Origin of the sequence: Paenibacillus vulneris, assembly GCF_039543185.1 — a bacterium.
GTDB classification, from domain to species: domain Bacteria; phylum Bacillota; class Bacilli; order Paenibacillales; family NBRC-103111; genus Paenibacillus_S; species Paenibacillus_S vulneris.
On record NZ_BAABJG010000014.1, the window covers coordinates 179543 to 198488 of the forward strand.

The 18946-nt window shown below is 53.4% G+C and carries 17 protein-coding genes; 6 read left to right on the forward strand and 11 right to left on the reverse strand.

The annotated features are described in order from the left end of the window. The first annotated feature begins 60 nt into the window (after window positions 1–60). Complete coding sequence (locus ABEA66_RS13070; protein WP_345587865.1) at window positions 61–1035, forward strand: aldo/keto reductase family protein; 975 nt, start codon at window positions 61–63, stop codon at window positions 1033–1035. Window positions 1036–1083: 48 nt separating this feature from the next. On the opposite strand, the gene ABEA66_RS13075 is transcribed toward ABEA66_RS13070, so the two are convergent. Further along, entirely contained in the window at window positions 1084–3063 is a 1980-nt protein-coding gene (locus tag ABEA66_RS13075) for a YjhG/YagF family D-xylonate dehydratase (protein ID WP_345587866.1), read from the reverse strand. A gap of 101 nt (window positions 3064–3164) precedes the next feature. Next, window positions 3165–3851 carry a GntR family transcriptional regulator gene (locus tag ABEA66_RS13080; protein WP_345587867.1) on the reverse strand — a complete coding sequence of 229 codons (687 nt, stop codon included), beginning with the start codon at window positions 3849–3851 and terminating at the stop codon, window positions 3165–3167. A 206-nt stretch (window positions 3852–4057) separates the two neighbouring features. On the opposite strand from ABEA66_RS13080, the gene ABEA66_RS13085 reads away from it, so the two are divergent. The 3 genes from ABEA66_RS13085 to ABEA66_RS13095 are packed head-to-tail and all read left to right on the forward strand — an operon-like array spanning window position 4058 to window position 7742. Further along, a complete protein-coding gene (locus tag ABEA66_RS13085) occupies window positions 4058–5542 on the forward strand; it encodes a spore germination protein (RefSeq protein WP_345587868.1) in 1485 nt (494 codons plus the stop codon). After that, window positions 5539–6633 carry a GerAB/ArcD/ProY family transporter gene (locus ABEA66_RS13090; protein WP_345587869.1) on the forward strand — a complete coding sequence of 365 codons (1095 nt, stop codon included), beginning with the start codon at window positions 5539–5541 and terminating at the stop codon, window positions 6631–6633. The genes ABEA66_RS13085 and ABEA66_RS13090 overlap by 4 nt, the downstream gene beginning before the upstream one ends. Then, window positions 6630–7742, forward strand: a complete 1113-nt coding sequence (locus ABEA66_RS13095) for a Ger(x)C family spore germination protein (protein ID WP_345587870.1) — start codon at window positions 6630–6632, stop codon at window positions 7740–7742. The genes ABEA66_RS13090 and ABEA66_RS13095 overlap by 4 nt, the downstream gene beginning before the upstream one ends. A gap of 124 nt (window positions 7743–7866) precedes the next feature. Here ABEA66_RS13095 and ABEA66_RS13100 read toward each other — a convergent pair whose 3' ends face one another. Beyond that, window positions 7867–8751 (reverse strand): sugar phosphate isomerase/epimerase family protein, encoded by an 885-nt coding sequence (locus ABEA66_RS13100; RefSeq protein ID WP_345587984.1) that lies wholly within the window; start codon window positions 8749–8751, stop codon window positions 7867–7869. After that, the gene (locus ABEA66_RS13105; protein ID WP_345587871.1) at window positions 8729–9538 is read right to left on the reverse strand and encodes a phytanoyl-CoA dioxygenase family protein; all 810 of its coding nucleotides are present in this window, start codon (window positions 9536–9538) and stop codon (window positions 8729–8731) included. The genes ABEA66_RS13100 and ABEA66_RS13105 overlap by 23 nt, the downstream gene beginning before the upstream one ends. A gap of 195 nt (window positions 9539–9733) precedes the next feature. Here ABEA66_RS13105 and ABEA66_RS13110 point away from each other — a divergent pair, with 195 nt between their 5' ends. Continuing rightward, a complete protein-coding gene (locus ABEA66_RS13110) occupies window positions 9734–10540 on the forward strand; it encodes a helix-turn-helix domain-containing protein (protein ID WP_345587872.1) in 807 nt (268 codons plus the stop codon). 348 nt (window positions 10541–10888) lie between these two features. Here ABEA66_RS13110 and ABEA66_RS13115 read toward each other — a convergent pair whose 3' ends face one another. Continuing rightward, window positions 10889–12154, reverse strand: coding sequence for a DUF6807 domain-containing protein (locus ABEA66_RS13115; RefSeq protein ID WP_345587873.1), 1266 nt, complete (start codon window positions 12152–12154; stop codon window positions 10889–10891). A gap of 94 nt (window positions 12155–12248) precedes the next feature. Next, entirely contained in the window at window positions 12249–13394 is a 1146-nt protein-coding gene (locus ABEA66_RS13120; RefSeq protein ID WP_345587874.1) for a Gfo/Idh/MocA family protein, read from the reverse strand. A 148-nt stretch (window positions 13395–13542) separates the two neighbouring features. Between ABEA66_RS13120 and ABEA66_RS13125 the strand changes: the two genes are divergently transcribed. Beyond that, window positions 13543–14388, forward strand: a complete 846-nt coding sequence (locus tag ABEA66_RS13125) for a helix-turn-helix domain-containing protein (RefSeq protein ID WP_079910949.1) — start codon at window positions 13543–13545, stop codon at window positions 14386–14388. A 352-nt stretch (window positions 14389–14740) separates the two neighbouring features. Here ABEA66_RS13125 and solA read toward each other — a convergent pair whose 3' ends face one another. The 5 genes from solA to ABEA66_RS13150 all read right to left on the reverse strand — a co-directional run bounded on the left by solA (window position 14741) and on the right by ABEA66_RS13150 (window position 18893). Beyond that, complete coding sequence (solA, locus tag ABEA66_RS13130; RefSeq protein ID WP_345587986.1) at window positions 14741–15874, reverse strand: N-methyl-L-tryptophan oxidase; 1134 nt, start codon at window positions 15872–15874, stop codon at window positions 14741–14743. A 271-nt stretch (window positions 15875–16145) separates the two neighbouring features. Further along, window positions 16146–16724 (reverse strand): GNAT family N-acetyltransferase, encoded by a 579-nt coding sequence (locus tag ABEA66_RS13135; protein ID WP_079910951.1) that lies wholly within the window; start codon window positions 16722–16724, stop codon window positions 16146–16148. Between the two features lie 6 nt (window positions 16725–16730). After that, window positions 16731–17915, reverse strand: a complete 1185-nt coding sequence (locus ABEA66_RS13140) for an amidohydrolase (RefSeq protein ID WP_345587875.1) — start codon at window positions 17913–17915, stop codon at window positions 16731–16733. Then, window positions 17915–18379 (reverse strand): DinB family protein, encoded by a 465-nt coding sequence (locus ABEA66_RS13145; RefSeq protein ID WP_345587876.1) that lies wholly within the window; start codon window positions 18377–18379, stop codon window positions 17915–17917. Before ABEA66_RS13145 ends, ABEA66_RS13140 begins: the two co-directional genes overlap by 1 nt. After that, a complete protein-coding gene (locus ABEA66_RS13150; RefSeq protein ID WP_345587877.1) occupies window positions 18360–18893 on the reverse strand; it encodes a GNAT family N-acetyltransferase in 534 nt (177 codons plus the stop codon). Before ABEA66_RS13150 ends, ABEA66_RS13145 begins: the two co-directional genes overlap by 20 nt. Window positions 18894–18946: the final 53 nt, after the last annotated feature.

Sequence of the window (18946 nt, forward strand, 5' to 3'; positions counted from 1 at the left end):
TCTCCCTTCCCGGCATTGAAGGTATAATAGCTCCAGAAAACCTAGAAGGAGTGAGCTTCCATGAAATATAGACGCGTTGGCGCAAGCGGGTTGAAGGTAAGCGAGATCGGTCTCGGCAGCTGGTTAACCTATGGCACTGCCGCCGAGCAAAAGGCTGCGGACGCATGCATTCAAACCGCGTTCGAATGCGGAATCAATTTCTTCGATACGGCGAACGCCTACAATCGGGGAGAAGGAGAAAAGGCAATGGGGGCGGCCCTCAAGCCCTATGAAAGATCGAGCTATGTGCTGTCTACCAAAGTTTATTTTCCTATGGGACAAGGTCCCAATGACCGCGGATTATCCCGCAAGCATATTAAAGAGCAGTGCGAAGCCAGTCTGAAAAGATTAGGCGTGGACTACATCGACATCTATTTCTGTCACCGGTACGACGACCAGACTCCTGTGGAGGAGACGCTCCGCGCTCTGGATGATCTTCAAGCCGAAGGCAGAATCTTGTACGCCGCCGTCAGCGAATGGAGCGCAGCTCAAATAGCCGACGCCGTCGGCATCGGAACATCGTTGAGATTGCGGCCCTTGATCTCGAATCAGCCGATTTATAATATGTTTGAACGGTATATCGAACGCGAGGTGATGCCTGTATCCATGGCTGCAGGCTTGGGCCAGATTGTGTTCTCGCCTCTCGCCCAAGGGATATTGACGGGAAAATACAAGCCGAACCAGCAGCTGCCTTCGGACAGCAGGGCTGCCAACCGGGCGGTCAACCATGTCATCAACAGCTATCTTCAGGAAGATGTGCTGCTTTGTGTGGAGGAGCTCGGACAAGTTGCTGAACGGCTCGGTATTCAGCTGTCCCAGCTCGCGTTGGCCTGGGTGCTAAGACAGCCGGGTGTCAGCTCGGCCTTGATCGGGGCCAGCCATCCGCAGCAAATCGAGGAAAATGTAAAAGCGGTGGATATCGCGCTTCAGCAGGATACGCTCGATGAAATTGACCGTATTCTGCAAAAAGTCGCCGGGTTCGCTCCGCTTCGATAAGTGCCGGAGTAAGCAGGAAAAGGATCCGCTAATGCGGATCCTTTTGCTTTACTCCGACCTCTCCATAGCGCGCTTCCCCGCTTCCAAAACAGCCAGGATGCGGTCCACATCATACACGCTTCCCGCCCAAGTTCCGCCGCTGACCGATTGCAACGCAGCCCATAAGCGGGTATCGTCGGGAAGCCTCGGGTCGGCCCTTAGGCCGGGATGAGGGGTTCGGGATGCCAGCACCTGCGCTCCTTCCTCCGGGGTTAGCAGGTCGTCTCCGTGCCCTATGAAATGTACGCTGCCTTCCAGCCGATTTCGGTCGATTCTAATCTCTATGGTGTCTCCATCACGAAGCTTTCCTATCGGACCGCCAACGAGAGCTTCCGGACCGACGTGCCCTATACAAGCTCCCGTCGATACTCCGGAAAATCTGGCATCCGTAATCAACGATACTCGTTTGCCAAAGGGCAGATGCTTCAAAGCGGACGTGACTTGATAAGTCTCTTCCATCCCTGAGCCCGATGGTCCGCGCCCGATCAGGACCATAATATCTCCCGCCTCAATCCCGCCTTGCTTGATAGCGGCTATCGCCTCTTTCTCCGAGGTAAATATTTTGGCTTTGCCCCGGTGATGGTACACTCCGTCCTCCTGTACAACCGACGGATCTATGGCGGTTGACTTAATGACCGAGCCTTCCGGTGCCAAATTGCCGACGGGGAACGTTACGGTCGAGGTTAAGCCGCGCTGCCGGGCCTTCGCCGGATTCATGATCACCTCGTCGGGATCGATGCCGTCCTTCTCCATAAGCAGGCGTCTCATACGATGACGCCTCACGCTCTGCTCCCACCAATCCAATACCGTGCCGATCGTTTCCCCGGAGACGGTCATCGCATGCTCTTCCAATACGCCCTCCCGGCGGAGATGAAGCATCACCTCCGGTACGCCTCCTGCCAGAAACACTCGAACGGTCGGATGATCAACCGGACCATTAGGGAGGACACTGACCAGCCGCGGCACGTTCCGATTGATTCGAATCCAGTCTTGTACTGTCGGTATCGGAAGACGCGCGGCATGGGCAACGGCAGGAATATGCAGCAGCAGATTGGTCGACCCGCCAAATGCCGCATGCACGGCCATCGCATTATGGACGGCTGCTTCGGTTAACACGTGCTTCATGACGATTCCCTTCCGGTCCATGAGCATCAACGCGCGTGCGGATTGGCGGGACATCTCCTTCCACACAGGCTGTCCCGACGGAGCCAGAGCCGCATGGGGCACTGTCATTCCCAACGCTTCGGCGACCACTTGGGAGGTAGCCGCCGTCCCAAGAAACTGGCAGCCCCCGCCAGGCGTCGCACAGGCCCGGCACCCAAGGTCGGCGGCATCCTCCAGCGTGATCTCGCCTTTGGCATAACGCGCGCCGATCGTCTGAATCTTGCCCGCGTCCTCGCCACGGGTCGGCGGCAGCGTCACACCCCCTGGCACAAGGATGCAGGGGAGCTCGTGCATGGCAGCGAGCGCCATCATCATCGCCGGCAGCCCTTTGTCGCATGTGGCGACTCCAATCACGCCCTTGCGCGTCGGCAGCGAACGGATCAGCCGCCTGAAGACCATCGCGGCATCATTCCGATAAGGCAAGGAATCGAACATACCCTCCGTTCCCTGGGACCGTCCATCACACGGATCACTGACATATCCGGCAAACGGAATCCCTCCACTCGCGCTTATTTCCTCCGCAGCCGACTTCATTAGCAGCCCGACCTCCCAATGACCGGTGTGGTAGCCTAGCGCAGCCGGGCTTCCGTCTTCATTCCGGATGCCGCCCTGCGTGCTTAACAGCAAATACTGCCTGCCGCCCAATCCGCCCGGCGCCCATCCCATTCCCGCATTTTGCGTTAGTCCGAACAGCTCGCCGCTTGGCGCGTGAAGCAGCATGTCTTTGGTCAAAGGCAGTGTGCCCGCAGGGCCCGCCGAATGGGTCTCAATAGCAAACAAGCCTTCCTCATTCTGCCCCATGATCTCGTTCAACACATCCGTCATAGTAACCGCCACCCTCTCATCCTTTTTATTGAACAAAAAAAGAATACGCTTACAAGCCTGGTATTTGAGGAATGCCTTGGGTCAAGGCAATTCTCCCAGCCTTACTTGAAATACGCCGGGTACTTTTCTTTCAGCTGATCCTTATCGATATCTCCCATGCTAAGGTGCTCTTTCATAATCTTTCCGGCAGCATCTTCCTGTTTGTCACGGATGGCCTGTACTAGTCCTTGATGCTGCTCCAGAATACTCTCCCAATCCGTATTGGAAGCAAGCCGCAAAAAACGAATGCGGTTGTAATGCGTACTCATTTGCTGGATCATATTCCAGGTTCGGATTTTGCCGCAGCCGGTAATAATCGCTTTATGAAATTCTTCGTCCAGCTCAAACAGCCGTTCATAATTTTTCTCCGCTGCGCAAAGCTGCTGAAGATTGATCAGGTTTTGCAAATGCAGCACCTGCTCGGAGCTCAGTACGGTACAAGCCTCTCTGACAACCGCCGATTCCAGCGTTTCCCGAATAAAGCGGGACTCTTCAACATGCTGCCAGTCGATCAGTGAGATAAAAGAGCCTTTTTGCGGAACCGTCTCGATCAATTCCTCCTGGGCCAGCTTGACGAAGGCTTCGCGAATGGGAGTGCGGCTAACCTGCAGCATCTCGATGACGTCCTTTTCCGAAATAAACCGGCCGGGCTCCAACCGCAATTCCATAATGTTCTTCTTCAGCGTGCTGTGAACGTAATCCCGAATGAGTCCCTTATTGTCTCTTGCCGATTGTAAATGAAGTTCCATGGATTTCCTCCGCTATTCCTAGTATTCCTACTATAACAAGAAGACCCTGGAGATACAAGGCAGTGCGATTCATTATCCCCGTAGTTGGATGCAAATGTAAAAACATTCCATAATCCACCACCGCCGTCCTGCCTAAGAGGCGAATAACCGTTTTCCAAAAGCTTCATACTACAAGGTATGTATATTTTGGAAGGGAGGCGTTTCACATGATCGCCATCGAACGCTTGATTGAATCGTTGGGAAATCCCTCTGATCTGGAATTACAGCATCTCTACCAGCCTGACGGCATTGAGCCCGCTGGCACCCTGCTGTTCTTGTCGACGATTACAAACCGAATCGAGATGGAGCGCCTGCTTTTTATCCCGCTGCAAAGCCTCGTAAATAAGGAGAATCTGCATCCCAAGGAGCTGGTAAAGCATCCTTCCTTCAGGCAGTACTCCTCAATGGGGCAATGGATACCCTCGGATGTCCAAAGCATCGGAGCCAAGCTATTTGCTGGTCACTGCATTCTGCTGCTGGAAGGAACGAAAGAGGCTTTAGCCATTGACGTAGCGGATTGGCAGCACCGGTCTATCACGCCTCCGGAGACGGAAAGCTCCCTGATCGGACCACGGGACGCCTTCATAGAGAATCTGAGCGTTAATATTGCTCTGATTCGCGCGCGGATTCGCCACCCCAATCTCATCGTCCGGTCCTTCACTGTAGGACATGCTGCCTCTAATAATGTCACGATGTTTTATCTGAAAGGCATCGCCGATCCCGAAATCGTCAATAGTTTAGAGAGCCGGTTAAGAAGCATCCACATCGACAGTTTGCTGGATACGACTCAGCTGTCTCATCTCATAGTGGAGAAACGGAAATGGTGGTCCCCTTTTCCTCTCATGCAATCTACGGAGCGGCCCGACAAAACCGTATCCGCGCTGCTTGAGGGACGTATAGCCATATTGATGAATACATCCCCGACGGCCATCATTTTGCCGGTCACGTTAACCGCGCTGTACCAAACTGCCGATGACTACTACTTCCCTTTCTTATCCGGAACATTCCTCAGGTTTATCCGTCTGGTCGGAATGTTTATGACGCTTTTCCTGCCCGCTCTCTATATTTCGATCACAACGGTGAACCAGGATATCTTACGGATTCAGTTCATGCTGGCCATTGCGGCAAGCCGCGAAGGCGTTCCCTATCCGGCCTATATTGAGGTCTGCATTATGGTCTTTCTGCTGGAGCTTATTAACGAAGCCAGCGTACGGCTGCCCAGGGTCATCGGGGGAACGGCCACCATTGTCGGCGGTCTGATTATAGGTACAGCCGCAGCCCAAGCGCATTTGATCAGCAATATTATGATCGTTATTACGGCGGCCACGGCGATAGGCAGCTTTACTACACCGAATTATATGGTTGGCGTAGCGCTCCGCATGTGCAGCTATTTGCTGATTGCCTTATCGATACCGTTAGGGTTATACGGCATGACAATTGGGACTGCGTTAATTTTTATGGCATTGTGCCATTTGAAATCGTTCGAGGTCCCGTATTTGGCGCCATTTAATACGTTTTTTTATAAAGACCTGCTTCGAGATGCCATGACAAGGGCCCCTATCGGCATGTCCGCTTTTAGACCTAGGACATACCATACGAACCCGGCCAAATCGCGCCGAATAAGCCGCAAGGAAGGAGAAGAGCTGCTGTGAAATGGAAACTGAAGGAAAGAGAAGTGCAATATCCGATTTTGCTATTCGTGGTTGCTGTCGGATTATCGATTACGCGGGGAATTGAGAATACGGTGATCCAATCGGCCGGACGCAACGGGGTTTGGCTGTTCTTTCCCTGCGCGCTGTTGGTTTTGGCAGGAGCCTGGGTCAGCCTGAGCATAGTATCCCGTCTTCAGAGCAGCTCCATCATGATGGCCGGAGGTGAGGTCGGTCCCTCGATCTTATCGCCATTCCTTTATTTATTATATGGGGCTCTTTTCCTGGGAGGAGCCGGCTACGCATTAATGCTGGTCGGGGATTTTTTCTCGCGAACGCTGCTGTATGGAGATCAAAAGCTGTTGATGACCCTCGGTCCCGTGCTGGCGGGGCTCATGGCTATGTTCACCATGGAGACGATCGGCCGATATGCTCATTTATTGCTGCTGTTCATCGTCCCTCCCTTTCTGTTGATCTCCTTGCTGCCCATAAAAAATGCGCACTGGTCCTTCCTCCTTCCCCTTGTGGATAACAACGGCTGGGAGGACCCCCTGCGGTCCATCGCCGGGATTATGCTGATGTTTATACCGGCAGCTGCCTGTACGATGCTGATGAGTCCGCTCAAGGACCCTCAAATCAAGAAGAGCTACGCCTTGCTCACGATCCTCATGCTCTTTGCTTCCTTATTTGGCAGCTTTATGTTAGCCATGGGGATAACGACTTACGGAGTCGCCACTGCCAGCAGGCTATCCTTTGTCGCTAACGGCACCTACGGAGCAATCCGGCTGGAAAATTTCGTGCTGGAGCGAATCATGTTTTTCGCCGTTTTGCTCTGGGAATTTCTGATTATTGTCGGGTCAGCGTTTTTTGTCCGAAGCGCGTCCTTCTGCTTTGCCCAGATGCTTCGTATCCGGCTGTCTCCCTATCTCATCATCCTGATAACCGTCATCCTTGCCGTCTTATTGAGCAAGGCTCATATTCCTTTTTTCTTTATTAATTACTCCTATTGGCTAGGGTGCTACAGCATGTTTATCCTGATCGTTCTTCCGGTTCTGTTGTACCTATGGATGAAAGTAAGGGGGAAGGCTGCATGAGAAAATACAGCAAGCTATGGGCATGCTCGATCTTGCTGTCCTTGCTCCTTACCGGATGCGGCGACGTGAAGCAAATTAACCGGATCACATTCGTAACCTGCATCGGCATCGAGCCCTCTCCCAAGGGAGTACTTATCCACGCGTTGTCTGCCATACCGGGCAAATACGCTGCCCTTGCCCCTTCCGGCGGATCGCTAACCGGTAAAGAGGCACCCGATTTCATTTTGACGGCTGAAGGCGCCAACATCTCCGATGCTCTCTATAAGCTTAAACGCAAATCAGCGAGGGACATCCAGTTCGGTCATACCAAAATCGTGCTCTTCTCCAGCGAACTAGCCAAAAAAGGGCTGGAGGACCAGCTGGATTTCTTGATGCGCCGCAGCGAAATCCAAAATATTGCCTGGGTCGCCGTCACGAATAAAAGCCCGGAGCAGATCTTGAGAACCAGAGTAGCGGTGCCCGAATCCGTCAGTGATTGGATGGTTGACATGTTTTCCACTGCGGGGTCGGATACATTTGAGGTGCTGCCTATCTACTTGTATCAGTTCTATACATACATCCGCGAGCCCGGCTTCTCGCCCTATGCGATGGTTATTGATACGTCGGACGATTCCACCTCCCTGCAAATAACGGAAGCCGCTGTCTTCAGGAATGATAAGCTGGCAGGAACGATTCCTGCATCCGACGTGAAATACTTGTCCATGCTGAATAATAGAAAGCTCGCTTCCACTACTCTATCGATGAAGGATGAGAAGGTCTCTTTCTCCATGCTCAATTATAAAAGCCGAATCGGCTGGAAAGACGATCATTTTGAAGTCCGTCTAGATTTGAAGCTCGATTTGGATCAAGCTCCCCATCTGAATATGGAAACATTGCCCGATCTGAAAGAGACCCAGGAGAAGCTGAGCCATCAAATCGAGGAAGAGCTGCGCTCGTTCATAGCCAGGCTGCAAAAGCTGCGGAGCGACCCGGCCGGCTTCGGTGAAGCTTACCGTCTGGCGAACGGGGGAGCGTTGGATAAGGAGCAATGGCAGAGCGAGCTATTTCCGGAGCAGAACGTGAAGGTTCAGGTCCATACCCAAATTCAGCGCAGAGGCATGATCAAGTAATACGGCCGGACGATCACGATTGCCGTGGAAGCTCCTCATTCGCCGCAGGAGGCTCTGTGAAAGAAGCCTCGCTGCACAGCGAAAAGCACCGCAGCTGGCTCTCAACCAGACCGGTGCCTTTCCGCTACTTGCCGATACGATTCCATAGGCTGCGGGCTTTAGCCGCGAACAGCAACGACTGGGCCCATCTGTCGCTGATCTCTTCCGTTCTAGCTCCATAATCATCCACAGTAATGGCATAGGGCGGAGGCCCCAGCTCGCAGACGAAGGGAAATCGATCATCACCGCTCGCTTGAGCGAGCCAATGCCTCATCCCGCTCTCCCACCAGCGCTCATAATGCTCCAGCATCGGATGCTCGCCATTCTCTCCGACGTTCACCTGCACCTGCTCGCCGTTGGATACTCTTGCATGAATGCTTGAGGTCCGGGTCAGCAGCGTTCGCAGCAAGGCTTCCGCTTCCTCGCTGACCGTCCTCATTTCGCCGGCGACGACATAATGGGAGAAATCAATCGTAAGCCGTAAGGAAGGCAGACGGTTTACATATTGAACGGTCCGGAGCAAATCCTGCGTGATGGTCCCCCGGTGGGTTTCGATAAAGACTTGAATCCCGGCGTCTCGTGCCAGCCGATCGATATCATAAAGCAGCTGCTCTGCTTTGGCGTCTATGACAAAAGGCGTCAGCACTTGTGCATTTACGTACTGGACAGTGCCTTCATAAGCAGTCAGCTTCTCGATGAAATCAACCATGTCCTCCGCTGACTTGGGGTATGCGTTGACACTCAGGGTCAAACGATATTGATCGAGCAGGCGTCTCCAATCTGCAGCTTCTTCAGGCTCAGGAATGAAGGCATTCACTCCGTCAAACCCCGCCTCGGCAATGAAGCGCAGCTTCGTCTCCAAATCCCAGGCATGATCCGGTTCGGCAGGTCGAATGCCGTTCATCCCCCACCAGGACATCTGAACATCAAGCCTAGGGCTTCTGTCATTAGTGCGGGTAGACTTTATCATGTTCAACTCCACAAGGCCCCCCATCCGGATTCATCTCCAGATCAACCGGTGTGCCGTCAGCGCGGAATAACGGGCGATAATGATGGCTGATCCTAGCCGCGGACTCATTGGCATAATGGCAAATAAAAGCTCTGCGGAACCGGTCCTTCGTTTTGTTTCGGTAAGAGCCGTGAATCAAATTGCCGTTAAAAAACAGGACATCGCCTTTTTCCATAATAGTCGGAATCGCCTTTTGATCCTTGGGAGGCTTTACATAATGGGTCGTGAACGATTCGTCGGCATTGGCCTTCTCCGGGCAAATGATTTCATAATGATTCGTTTTGGGTACGACTAAGAGACCCCCGTTCTCCTCATCCGCCGGATCGATGGCCGTCCAAGCCGCGATACAGTTGCCCGGCTCTACCTTCAGATAGAAATTATCCTGATGCAGCGCCTGTCCCCGCGAGCCCGGAGGCTTGTAATAAAACATGCTTTGCGCCGCCAGCGCCGGTTCTTCGAATAAATCCGCCAGCACCTCCATGACCGGCTTGTGGAGCATGTACTGTTTGGCCGTTTCGTTGAAGCGGTGAGGGTGCATCACTCTCGGATAGCGCTTCAAAGGATCGTTAAGCTCCGCATCCATGTCAGGCTCAAAATGACCCGGAATCGTGTGATGGCTGATTTCCTCGAACGTACGCTCAATTTCGGCAATATCGTCCGGACTGAACAGCCCTTTGACAATTAAATACCCCTCCGTTTCAAAAAAATCCTTCTGCTCTTGCGATAAGGTCTGCAAGCTGACTTTCATCTTCGACATCTCCTTTTTACTGGATCTTGATGAGTGATCATTTATGCTCCTAGCATAAGGCAAAAGGCTGTCAGGATGAAGTAACAAAGATGCTAAGTAATCCTACGATCCTGCTATTGCTATGGAAAATGGGGAGCTGATCGTATATGCTGGTATCAGCATAATCCGCACTAGCAAGGAGGCTGACACAGGGATATGAGAACAGACCCCGATAACCGAACCTTTCATTACGATGGGAAAGCGTATGGCATTGTCATTGCAGGCCATTTTGACAAGCCGGATACGTATGTGACCAAACGGCCCGAGGGCATGAGCGATTGGCTTATCACCTACACGTTGAGCGGCGAAGGCTATTTTAGGACTCCGGGGCAGGAAACCGTCTGCAAAGCGGGGGATGTAACGCTGCTTAGAGCGGGAACTCCGCATCAATATGGAACCGTAAGCGGGCAAAGCTGGCATTTTGTCTGGGCTCACTTCTCCGATCGTTTCATGGAATCACGCCTGCTGCCGGAGGCCGATCTGGTGGTTCAGTCCGTTGACAATTCCTCCTCCCGCAAACGAATCTACCGTACCTTCAAAAAAATTATTAATGATTTCAGGGAACGCGGCGAATATTGGCATGAGCTGTGCCTGAACGGTTTGCGTGAAATCCTGCTTCTGTTAGCCCAAAAAAGCATTCAGCGGCTCGACGCGCGGATCGAGGAGACGTTGAACTATTTATCCCTGCACATGCGTAAGCCGCTTCGCATTGATGAGCTGTCCCGCAGCATCGGTCTGTCCCCCTCCCGGCTGTCCCATTTGTTCAAGGAGAGTACAGGACTTTCCATCATCGATACCTTGAACCGGATGCGAATCAGGCAGGCTGCCCTTATGATCGAGCATACCGACCGGAGCTTGACCGAAATCGCTTATGACGTCGGTTACCAGAATTACAATCACTTCACCAAGCAGTTCCGCAAGCATTATGGCGTGAACCCGGGCTCCTATAAACGGACGACATAGCCTGTTCGAAAAAAAGAAAAGGACGCTGTTGAGAGTCCTCCGTTTATCGAGAAACCTAGTTTTGCGAGAACTTTGCTAAATATGGAGGTGGGGTGTTCCTCGGAAGAGTTTACGTCCGCCTTTGAAACCCGTGAAAAATACCACTAAATCTGATCCCTTTCACGGGTTTCAACAGCGGCTGGAGGGGCATACCCCACCGTAGTATATTGGCAATAGTTCAAGCTCTTTTAGGTTTCTTGACAGCCTAAGGACGCTGTTGAGCGTCCTGAGTTTATCGAGAAACCTGAAAAGTTGCTTTGATACCAGGCGGGGTATATTCTCCGGCCAAGCTTCTGAAGCAGAACCACGTCAGACCGGGAATGATGGATTTGGAGCATCCCTCACTACAGCCACCGCAGGGGAAATGTATTCGGCATAGCGTTCCCCGACAGCTCCGCTCTCGACGTCACCTGCATGTACATACAGCCGATGGCGCATCCCGACTGTCCCCCCGCTCCGCAGGTCATACCCGCCGTTAAAGTGGAAGTTCGCAGGCGTGAACGGGCCGTAATCACGTACGAACCATTGCTTGGCGAACGTTTCGTTATCCGGCGCTGAGAAGACGGCAATGCCCGCCTCCGCGAACTCCTTGGCATCTTTGCCATCCGCCGGGTTCATGCGGAGAAACAGCTTGCCGCTGTAATCTACCCATTCGGTAACGGTTCCAAAAATATTCGCTTCGCCTACAGCCCCGTTCGCCGCCGTCAACCGTCCCGTGTGATGGGCGTTGATCTGCTCGTTGACGCGAATAAACGGAAAGCCGCCTTCCTTGGTGCTGCCAAAGGTCACGTCCCCATTAATCGCATGAAGTTGAGTAGCAAGATCCAAATACCGCGATTCCCGAGGCAGGTTGTAGACCCGGATGGATCGGGTTTCTTGAAGAAGGAGATTTCCGTTCTCATCCTGCCAGTCGATCAGTGCGGTCAGATGACCGAACACCGGACCGCTCTCCAGCGTCAAAAATTTGCGGTGAACCTGCCGGCCCTCCCCGCGGAACTCGTGGTAGAGCTTGTGGCCGTTCACATCGTCATGGCCCCACCATATGCCATGATGGTGCAGGTGATCGTCCGGACCGTCCTGAATCAGCGATTTGCCGTGAGGTCCGACCAGCGGATACAAGTAAGGCTTGGCGACATCGCGGGAGTACATGTATCGTGTAACAAGATGCCCTTCGATGCTGAAAATGACGCGGGCATTCTCTTCCTGAATGTCCAGGAAGACCCCTGGTATGTCGGCCCACGGGTTTTGCCGGCGGTCGACCGGCACTGCCTCCTTCCGCGCACGCTTGACGAGAAGCAGCGAGGAATCTCCGCCTGCGGGCCGTTCCCGCAGCAGTATATACAGCGCCGGCTCCGGCACGGCGCCTGTTGGTGTCGACGCCATGCCCGCCCGGCTTAGCTGGCAGGGATACTCGGCTCCGCTCGCCTCGTCAATGGCAAAGAGATGATCATCGCCGGCCCAATCGCTCAGCGTGATAAATACCGCTTCGTCCAGCTCCGCTCGGACCACAGCAGGAATCGGCGCATCCTCGCGGATGGTCAGGCTGATCCATCGATTCTTTTCCAGATTGTTCATATTCTGCCCTCCTATCGGCCTTCGCCGCTCACAGTGATATCATTCCGCCCCAAAGTTGTAACCGCGTTTTTCTTATCGCCACCTGCTAGCTTTTTTACTCCCCTGATACTTTAATTTCATTATTCCCGAAGCCGGTAACGGAGCGCGTCTTCTCATAGAAATGCGTTGCATTCGCCTGGATTCCTTCCCTCGTATAAAAAGGATCGTCCTTGGTCAGCGGCAGCTTCACCCGCTCTCCCGTGCTGGCCGATTTATAAATAGCCGTAATCAGCTCCAATGTATTGCGGCCGCTGACTCCATCGATCAAGATGCTGGAACCGTTCTCAATCGCTTGCAGCACGTTATCGATTTGCCCCCTATGCCCCAAGTGCGGCAGATCGGGCAGCGCATCATATTGCGCTTGTATTTGCTGCTCCAGCGGAACGTTCGGTTCAGGGAAGCCGTTTTCTTTGGAGACGGAAGCTTTAACCTTCCATGGCGTAGAAATACGTGCGGCCGTCCCTTGGAAAATGAGCTGCTGCTCCTCTCCATGGTGAACTACCGAGCTGGTGACCTGCGCAAGAGCACCGCCCGAATAGCGCAAAATCGCGACGGACAGGTCCTCGACCTCTGCATTATCATGGGAAGTATTGCTCATGATGGCCTGTACCTCTTCCGGCATTCCCATCATCCACTGCAGTGCATCGATATGATGAACGGCATGGTTGATCGTGCAGCCGCCGCCTTCCTTCTCCCATGTGCCGCGCCACCAAAGATCATAATAGCAGTGTCCCCGCCACCAGTAGGAGTCGACTTGAGCATGAACGATGTTGCCTGCCAGCCCTTGCTCCAGGGTTTGCTTCAGCTTCATCATCGGGTTCGTAAAACGATTTTGCGCAATAACCGATAAGATCCTGCCGGATTCCTCGGCAGCCCGGTTCATGTCGTCGCATTCTTGCAGGGATGAGGCCATAGGCTTCTCCACAATCACATGGGAGCCCGCACGCAAAAAATCTTGCGTAATGAAAGCATGGGTATAGGGAGGCGTACACACGGAGACAAGATCAATGCCCTGCCCGAGCAGCTCCTTATAATCCTGCACCGCGACCGCATTCAATCCGTATTTGTGCATGGCCTCCTCCGCCTTATCCTTGAACACATCGGCGACCGCAACAATCTGGCATCGGTCCGAAAATGATAAATAGGCATCCATATGCGCCCTGGATATAGAGCCCGTCCCAATAACCGCGACTCGAATCATATTTTTCCACTCCTTTGCAATGGTTGTTCCTTCTTAATCATAAAAGAAAGGCCCACTCATTTATGAAGCAATGTTGTGGTTATATGTTGGGATCTTGCTATAATGGAAGAAATGAATTCGATGGATGCATGGAGGGTGAACGATACTCATGGGAGCCAGACCGTTCGAATTTGACTATCGAAGAACTTCGGAGGTTGTATTCAAGGAAGTGTTTCATGCCCATCCTGAAATGGAATTTACCTATGTACATGAAGGGGAGGGCAGCCTGATTGTGGATGGCAAAAGCTACCCGGTGGAGCCCGGCACCCTGATGGTCTTTCAACCCTTTCAGCTGCATCGCGTACAGATCCATGTCGCACCGGAGCGTCCTTTTGTAAGAAGCCTGATCCAGTTCGATCCGCTGCTGCTCCAGCCCTATTGGGACAGCTTCCCGCTGCTCAAGCATTTTTTTCATTCTCTTAAGCAGCAGCAAGCAGGAGGCAGACCTTGGCATCACCTGAACGAATCGGGTGCCCTCGTAACGGTCATGAAGCAGTTTCATGAAAGCAAGTGCAGGCTTAAACCACAAGAATACCAAGAGGAGTATATGTTTTTCCTGTTAAGCTTCATCAAGCAGCTGCAGCAGCTTGAGCGGCAGCCGGAAACCGCTTCGAATGTGGAGTCGAAATTTTCCCACCGCGCAGAGGAAGTCATGCAGTGGGTCGAGCGGCATTATCAGGAGCCCTTCCGATTGGAGACGATGGCCAAGGATTTGCATGTCTCCCGCTATCATATCGCCCATCTGTTCAAGGAAGCGACAGGAACCACGATCCTTGCCTATGTTCAAGCGACAAGAATCCGGCATGCTTGCATTTGGTTAACCAAAACCTCGCTTACTATTCCCGAGATCGCCGTAAGGGTCGGCATTCCCAACCCCTCCTATTTCTGCAAGCTATTCAGGGAAACGATGGGGATTACTCCGCATCAATATCGGTTGAAGGTTAGGACACCTTAGGCGTGGGGGGATGTCGGGAAACCTGCGGATATGAAAAATGGCTTCGGTCCAACGGTGGGGTATCCCCTCCGGCCACTGTTGTTCTCGGGAAACCTATAGAAGGACTCGAAATATGCTATTATCCTTCAGCGGGATTTCCCTTCCAGCCAGGCTTCCGAAGCAGGCTTTGCTGTGCAAAGCCCCAAGCTGTTGAAACCCGTGAATCTGATTCAATATAGCGGTATTTTCACGGATTTCAAAGGCTGACGTAAACTCCTCCGAGGCATACCCCACTTCTGTATATAACATGTTTCTCGTAAACCGGTTTCCCGACATACCAAAGACGCCCGGAGGCGTCCAAAGGGCAGGTAGATTAAAGGGTAAATCTGGAGAGGGAGAAAGGGCTGATATCCTGGGACGTTGAGCCCTTCACGATGAGATCGGATAGTATCTCTCCGACGACGCTTGAGAACTTAAAGCCATGGCCGGAGAATCCCCCGGCCAGCCAGATCCGATCATGCTCCGGATATGTGTCGATAATGAAATCTTCATCCGGAGTCATTTCATATTTGCACACGGCTCCACGAAGCAAACGGCCGGAAGCGCGGGGCATGAACTGCTCCAGCGCCTGGCGCAAATCCTGTTCGTCCTCGGGATACGTGCCGAACGGCTCAAAAGCTTTGCCCGGCTGCCACGGCTGCCCGGCATCATGCCGGCCAATCTTGACGCCGGAGCCCTTCAATCCGGGAAAGCCATAGTACCCTCTCCCTTCCCATCCAAACGTGAATCCGGGAAATTCGGCATGATCGAAAAGCGTCTCATCCGCTTCGAACCACCCCACCGCTTTTCTGACAGGCCGTATAGGCAGCTGGCTGAAGCCGTCGAGGAAGCCGAACCAAGCCCCCAGGCTGACGATGATCCGTTCAGCCGTGAATTTCGCGGTAGGCGTATGCACGGCCACATGGCTTGGGGCAGCTTCTATACGCACCACTGGGCTGTGGGGTAAGATTACCGCGCCGTGAGCAGCAGCCTGCTTCCGGAAGGCCCCGACACAAGCCTCGCTTAAGAGAAAGCCAGCCTGCCGCTCATAGAGCCCGATATACGAATCGGGCAGCCGAATGCCTTTCCAACGGAAGCGAATCTCTTCCGCCGTCAGATAATCAACGGACAGCCCATGCTCCTTCGTTCGCTCCCATTTGCTCTTTAAGCCGGAAGCCTCGGCGGAACCCAGGTTCAACACCCCGGAACGGACAAGCAATGTATGTCCCGTGACGGATTCCAATTCCGACCACAGCTCATCGGAACGAAGCGCCATGGCCGTATAGGTCGGATTTCCGGCATAAGCGTGACGCATGAGTCTTGTTTCGCCATGATGGCTCCCCGACGTATGAGGCGGATCGAACGCATCGAGCAGCAGCGTCTTCACACCTTGCCTCGCTAAATAGTAGCCTGCGCTCATCCCCATCGAACCGGCGCCAACGACGATAACATCGTATGAAGTACTTATAGGAGTCACCTTCCTTTTTCATTCCGTTGCGATAATTCAATCTTAGCAGCCGCGTGCGTTGTTATGAACCCTTTTATAGTGCCAGTCAAGTAAAGAAAAAAAAGAGTTCAACCGCTATGAACTCCCTAAGGCTGTTGAAACCTATAAAGCCCTGCAATAACGACATACCCATTGGGGTATATACCTCCGACATAGCTTAACAAGCAGGCTTTGCTCTGCAAACTCCTGACCGTTGAAATCTGTGAGCTTTCATTAAATTTGGTAGGCAGGTTTACGAGCTCCTTTTCTCTGCTTCACGGGTGCTTGCTCTCGATACCAGCTGTTCCAGAGCCTTCGCGTGCAGCGGAAGACGATAGCTTTTGACCAAGTTTTCCCCATTGGAAAAGTCTTTGTCATAGGCACGCTCAAAGCCGAGCCGTTCATACAGCCGGACGGCTGACTGCATCAGATCCGAAGTGTGCAGATGCAGAACCGGAGCGCCCAAAGCGATCGTCCGTTTGACGCTTTCTATAATCAGCTCCGTCGCCACACCCTGTCCGCGGGCGGAGGGCAGGACGGATAGCAAACGGATGATCGGAGTGTGGATTTCCAGCTCCGGTCTTCCGTAAGCGGCTTCCGATGAGACAAACATCTGCACACTGCCGACGATCTCGCCGTCTTGTTCAGCCACGAGGGTCGCTATTGCTTTCTCGTTATCTACCGCAGCCAGGATCCCTTCCCGATAAGCCTCCCAACGGGGAGGCGCCATCACGGCTTCGTACTGCACATAAGCGGCAAGCATCAGATGTTGAATCGCTTCTCTGTCGGATGCAGCAGCATCCCGGATCGTTAGGGTGCTCAAGCTCCCCATCCTTCATCACCTGTCCTTTTCCAAAGCATGAACAGCGGTTAAAGCGAATAACGCTGAACTGGGAACCAGCGCCTCGTCATTCAAAGTGAACTTCGGATGATGCCATTCCTCCGTTCCGCTCGTGCCCATCCAGATGAAGCAGCCCGGCACCTTCTCCTGATAATGGGCGAAATCCTCGCCTCCGGCCGAGGGAATGGCTTCGATGACCTGCAGCTTCAATGCCTCAGCGGCATAACGAACGGTTTCAACAGCTGCAGCGTCATTGTTCACCGTCGGAATGCCGGAGAACCAGCTTAGCTCGGCTTCCGCCCCGTAGCCTGCGGCTATGCCCATGGCGATGCGGTGAAGCCGGTCCGGCATATCATGCCTGACCTCCTGGCGGAAGGTCCGTACCGTGCCGTCTAACACGGCCAGATCCGGGATGACGTTCCATGTGGTCCCCGCATGAAAGCTGCAAATGCTGACGACCGCGCGGTCGAAAGGACTCGTGTTGCGGCTGACCGCGGTCTGAATTCCGCCAACGATGGCGCTTGCCGCCACGATAGGATCGATCGCCGCATCAGGAACGGCCGCATGGCCGCCCTTGCCGTGCACTTTAATCTTGAAGCCGTCGACGCTCGCCATCAGCGGCCCGGCGCTTAAGCCGATAGTGCCTACCGGCAGCTCCGGCTTGTTATGCATGCCGAAGATCGCTTCGACGCCTTCCAGTGCGCCGGCTTCGATCATCGCCCGCGCCCCGGTTCCCTTCTCTTCGGCAGGCTGGAACAGCAGCCGCACCTTGCCGCGAAGCTTGGAAGCATGCCGCTTCAATAACACGGCCGCCCCCAGAATCGCCGCGGTATGAAAATCATGTCCGCAGGCGTGCATTTTTCCAGCTATCTCCGATGCATAGGGCAGTCCGGTTTCCTCCTGAACCGGAAGCGCATCGATGTCGGCTCTTAAAGCAACGATGGGTCCATCCTCATCGCCTACGATTTCAGCCAGCACACCGACAGGCAATTCCAGCGGAAGCACCGTTATGCCTTCGTTCAACAGAAATTGTTTAATTTTCCGCGTCGTCTCCACTTCCTGCATGGACAGCTCCGGATGACGATGCAAATCCCTGCGGAAGTCCGCCAATACCGGATACAAGGTTCTCGCTTCCTCCAGCCACTGCTCCGGCGCCAGCTTCAGCTCCCCCGCCGTACTCATCACAAGCCTCGCTTGATACGTTCAATTTGCGCCAGATGCGTCTGCACATGCTGGATAAACGCCCGGTAAGAGCTTTCCAGCGTAACCGTTTCTCCTTTGGCGTTGATGCCGGATTTTTGCCAATCCTCTGCGCTCAGCCGCTTGAACAGCAAGCTGTTATAGGCTAGCAGCGCCTCGAACACAGCCAGGATATCGGCGGCCGATCCTTCGTTCGCTTTGGAATGGCTGACCCAAGGGTCCTGCTGAAAGGCGGCCAGCTGCACATCCGTCTCGGATATCAGCTTGCGGATGCGAAACGAAAACACGATGCTGTGATCCGCCAGGTGAGACAGCACTTCGGTTATGCTCCATTTCCCCGGGGCTTCCTTCTGCTTCAATTGCTCCTCCGTCAGCCCTTTGATCGCTTGCTTCAATTGATCCAAGGTTCTTGTATAAGGCGCAAGATCAATAACGGTTTGACTCATGATAAGTTCCTCCCAATGTCATAGTGGCTGCTTCCGCAGCGGTCAGTTTTTTCGTTAAATAAACAAGCTTATCATCGGTTCCCAGATCTCTCTCGAAAAATCTCTCATAGCCCCTTCTTTCGTACATCGGGAGCAGCCAAGGATGCTTCCTGGAGGTAGCCAATGTAACCGCCTCGGCATGCAATTGGTCCCGCACGATCCGTTCCTCCACATACGTAAGGAGAAGATCTCCCAAGCCTTGACCGCTCCGTAGCGGATCTACGGCGAACCAATACAGGAACGGGTGGGGCGTCACTTCCTTCAGCGATTTGAGGGACAAGGTGGCCACAATGGAATCCTCATCAAGCAAGACATAGCAGGCATTGTCCCTGATATTGTCTGCAACCATCTCCAGGTCCGCATTCACGGCTCTGAACTCAATCCCAAGCTGCCGTATAGATTCGTAAGCGCCCTGGATCACGCGCAGAACCTGTTCTGCATCGTCCTCAGCAGCCAAACGGTATGAATAGCTCATAGACAGCACCTCCCAGTTTATGCGTGATGGATTTACGTATAGACCTGCAGCCG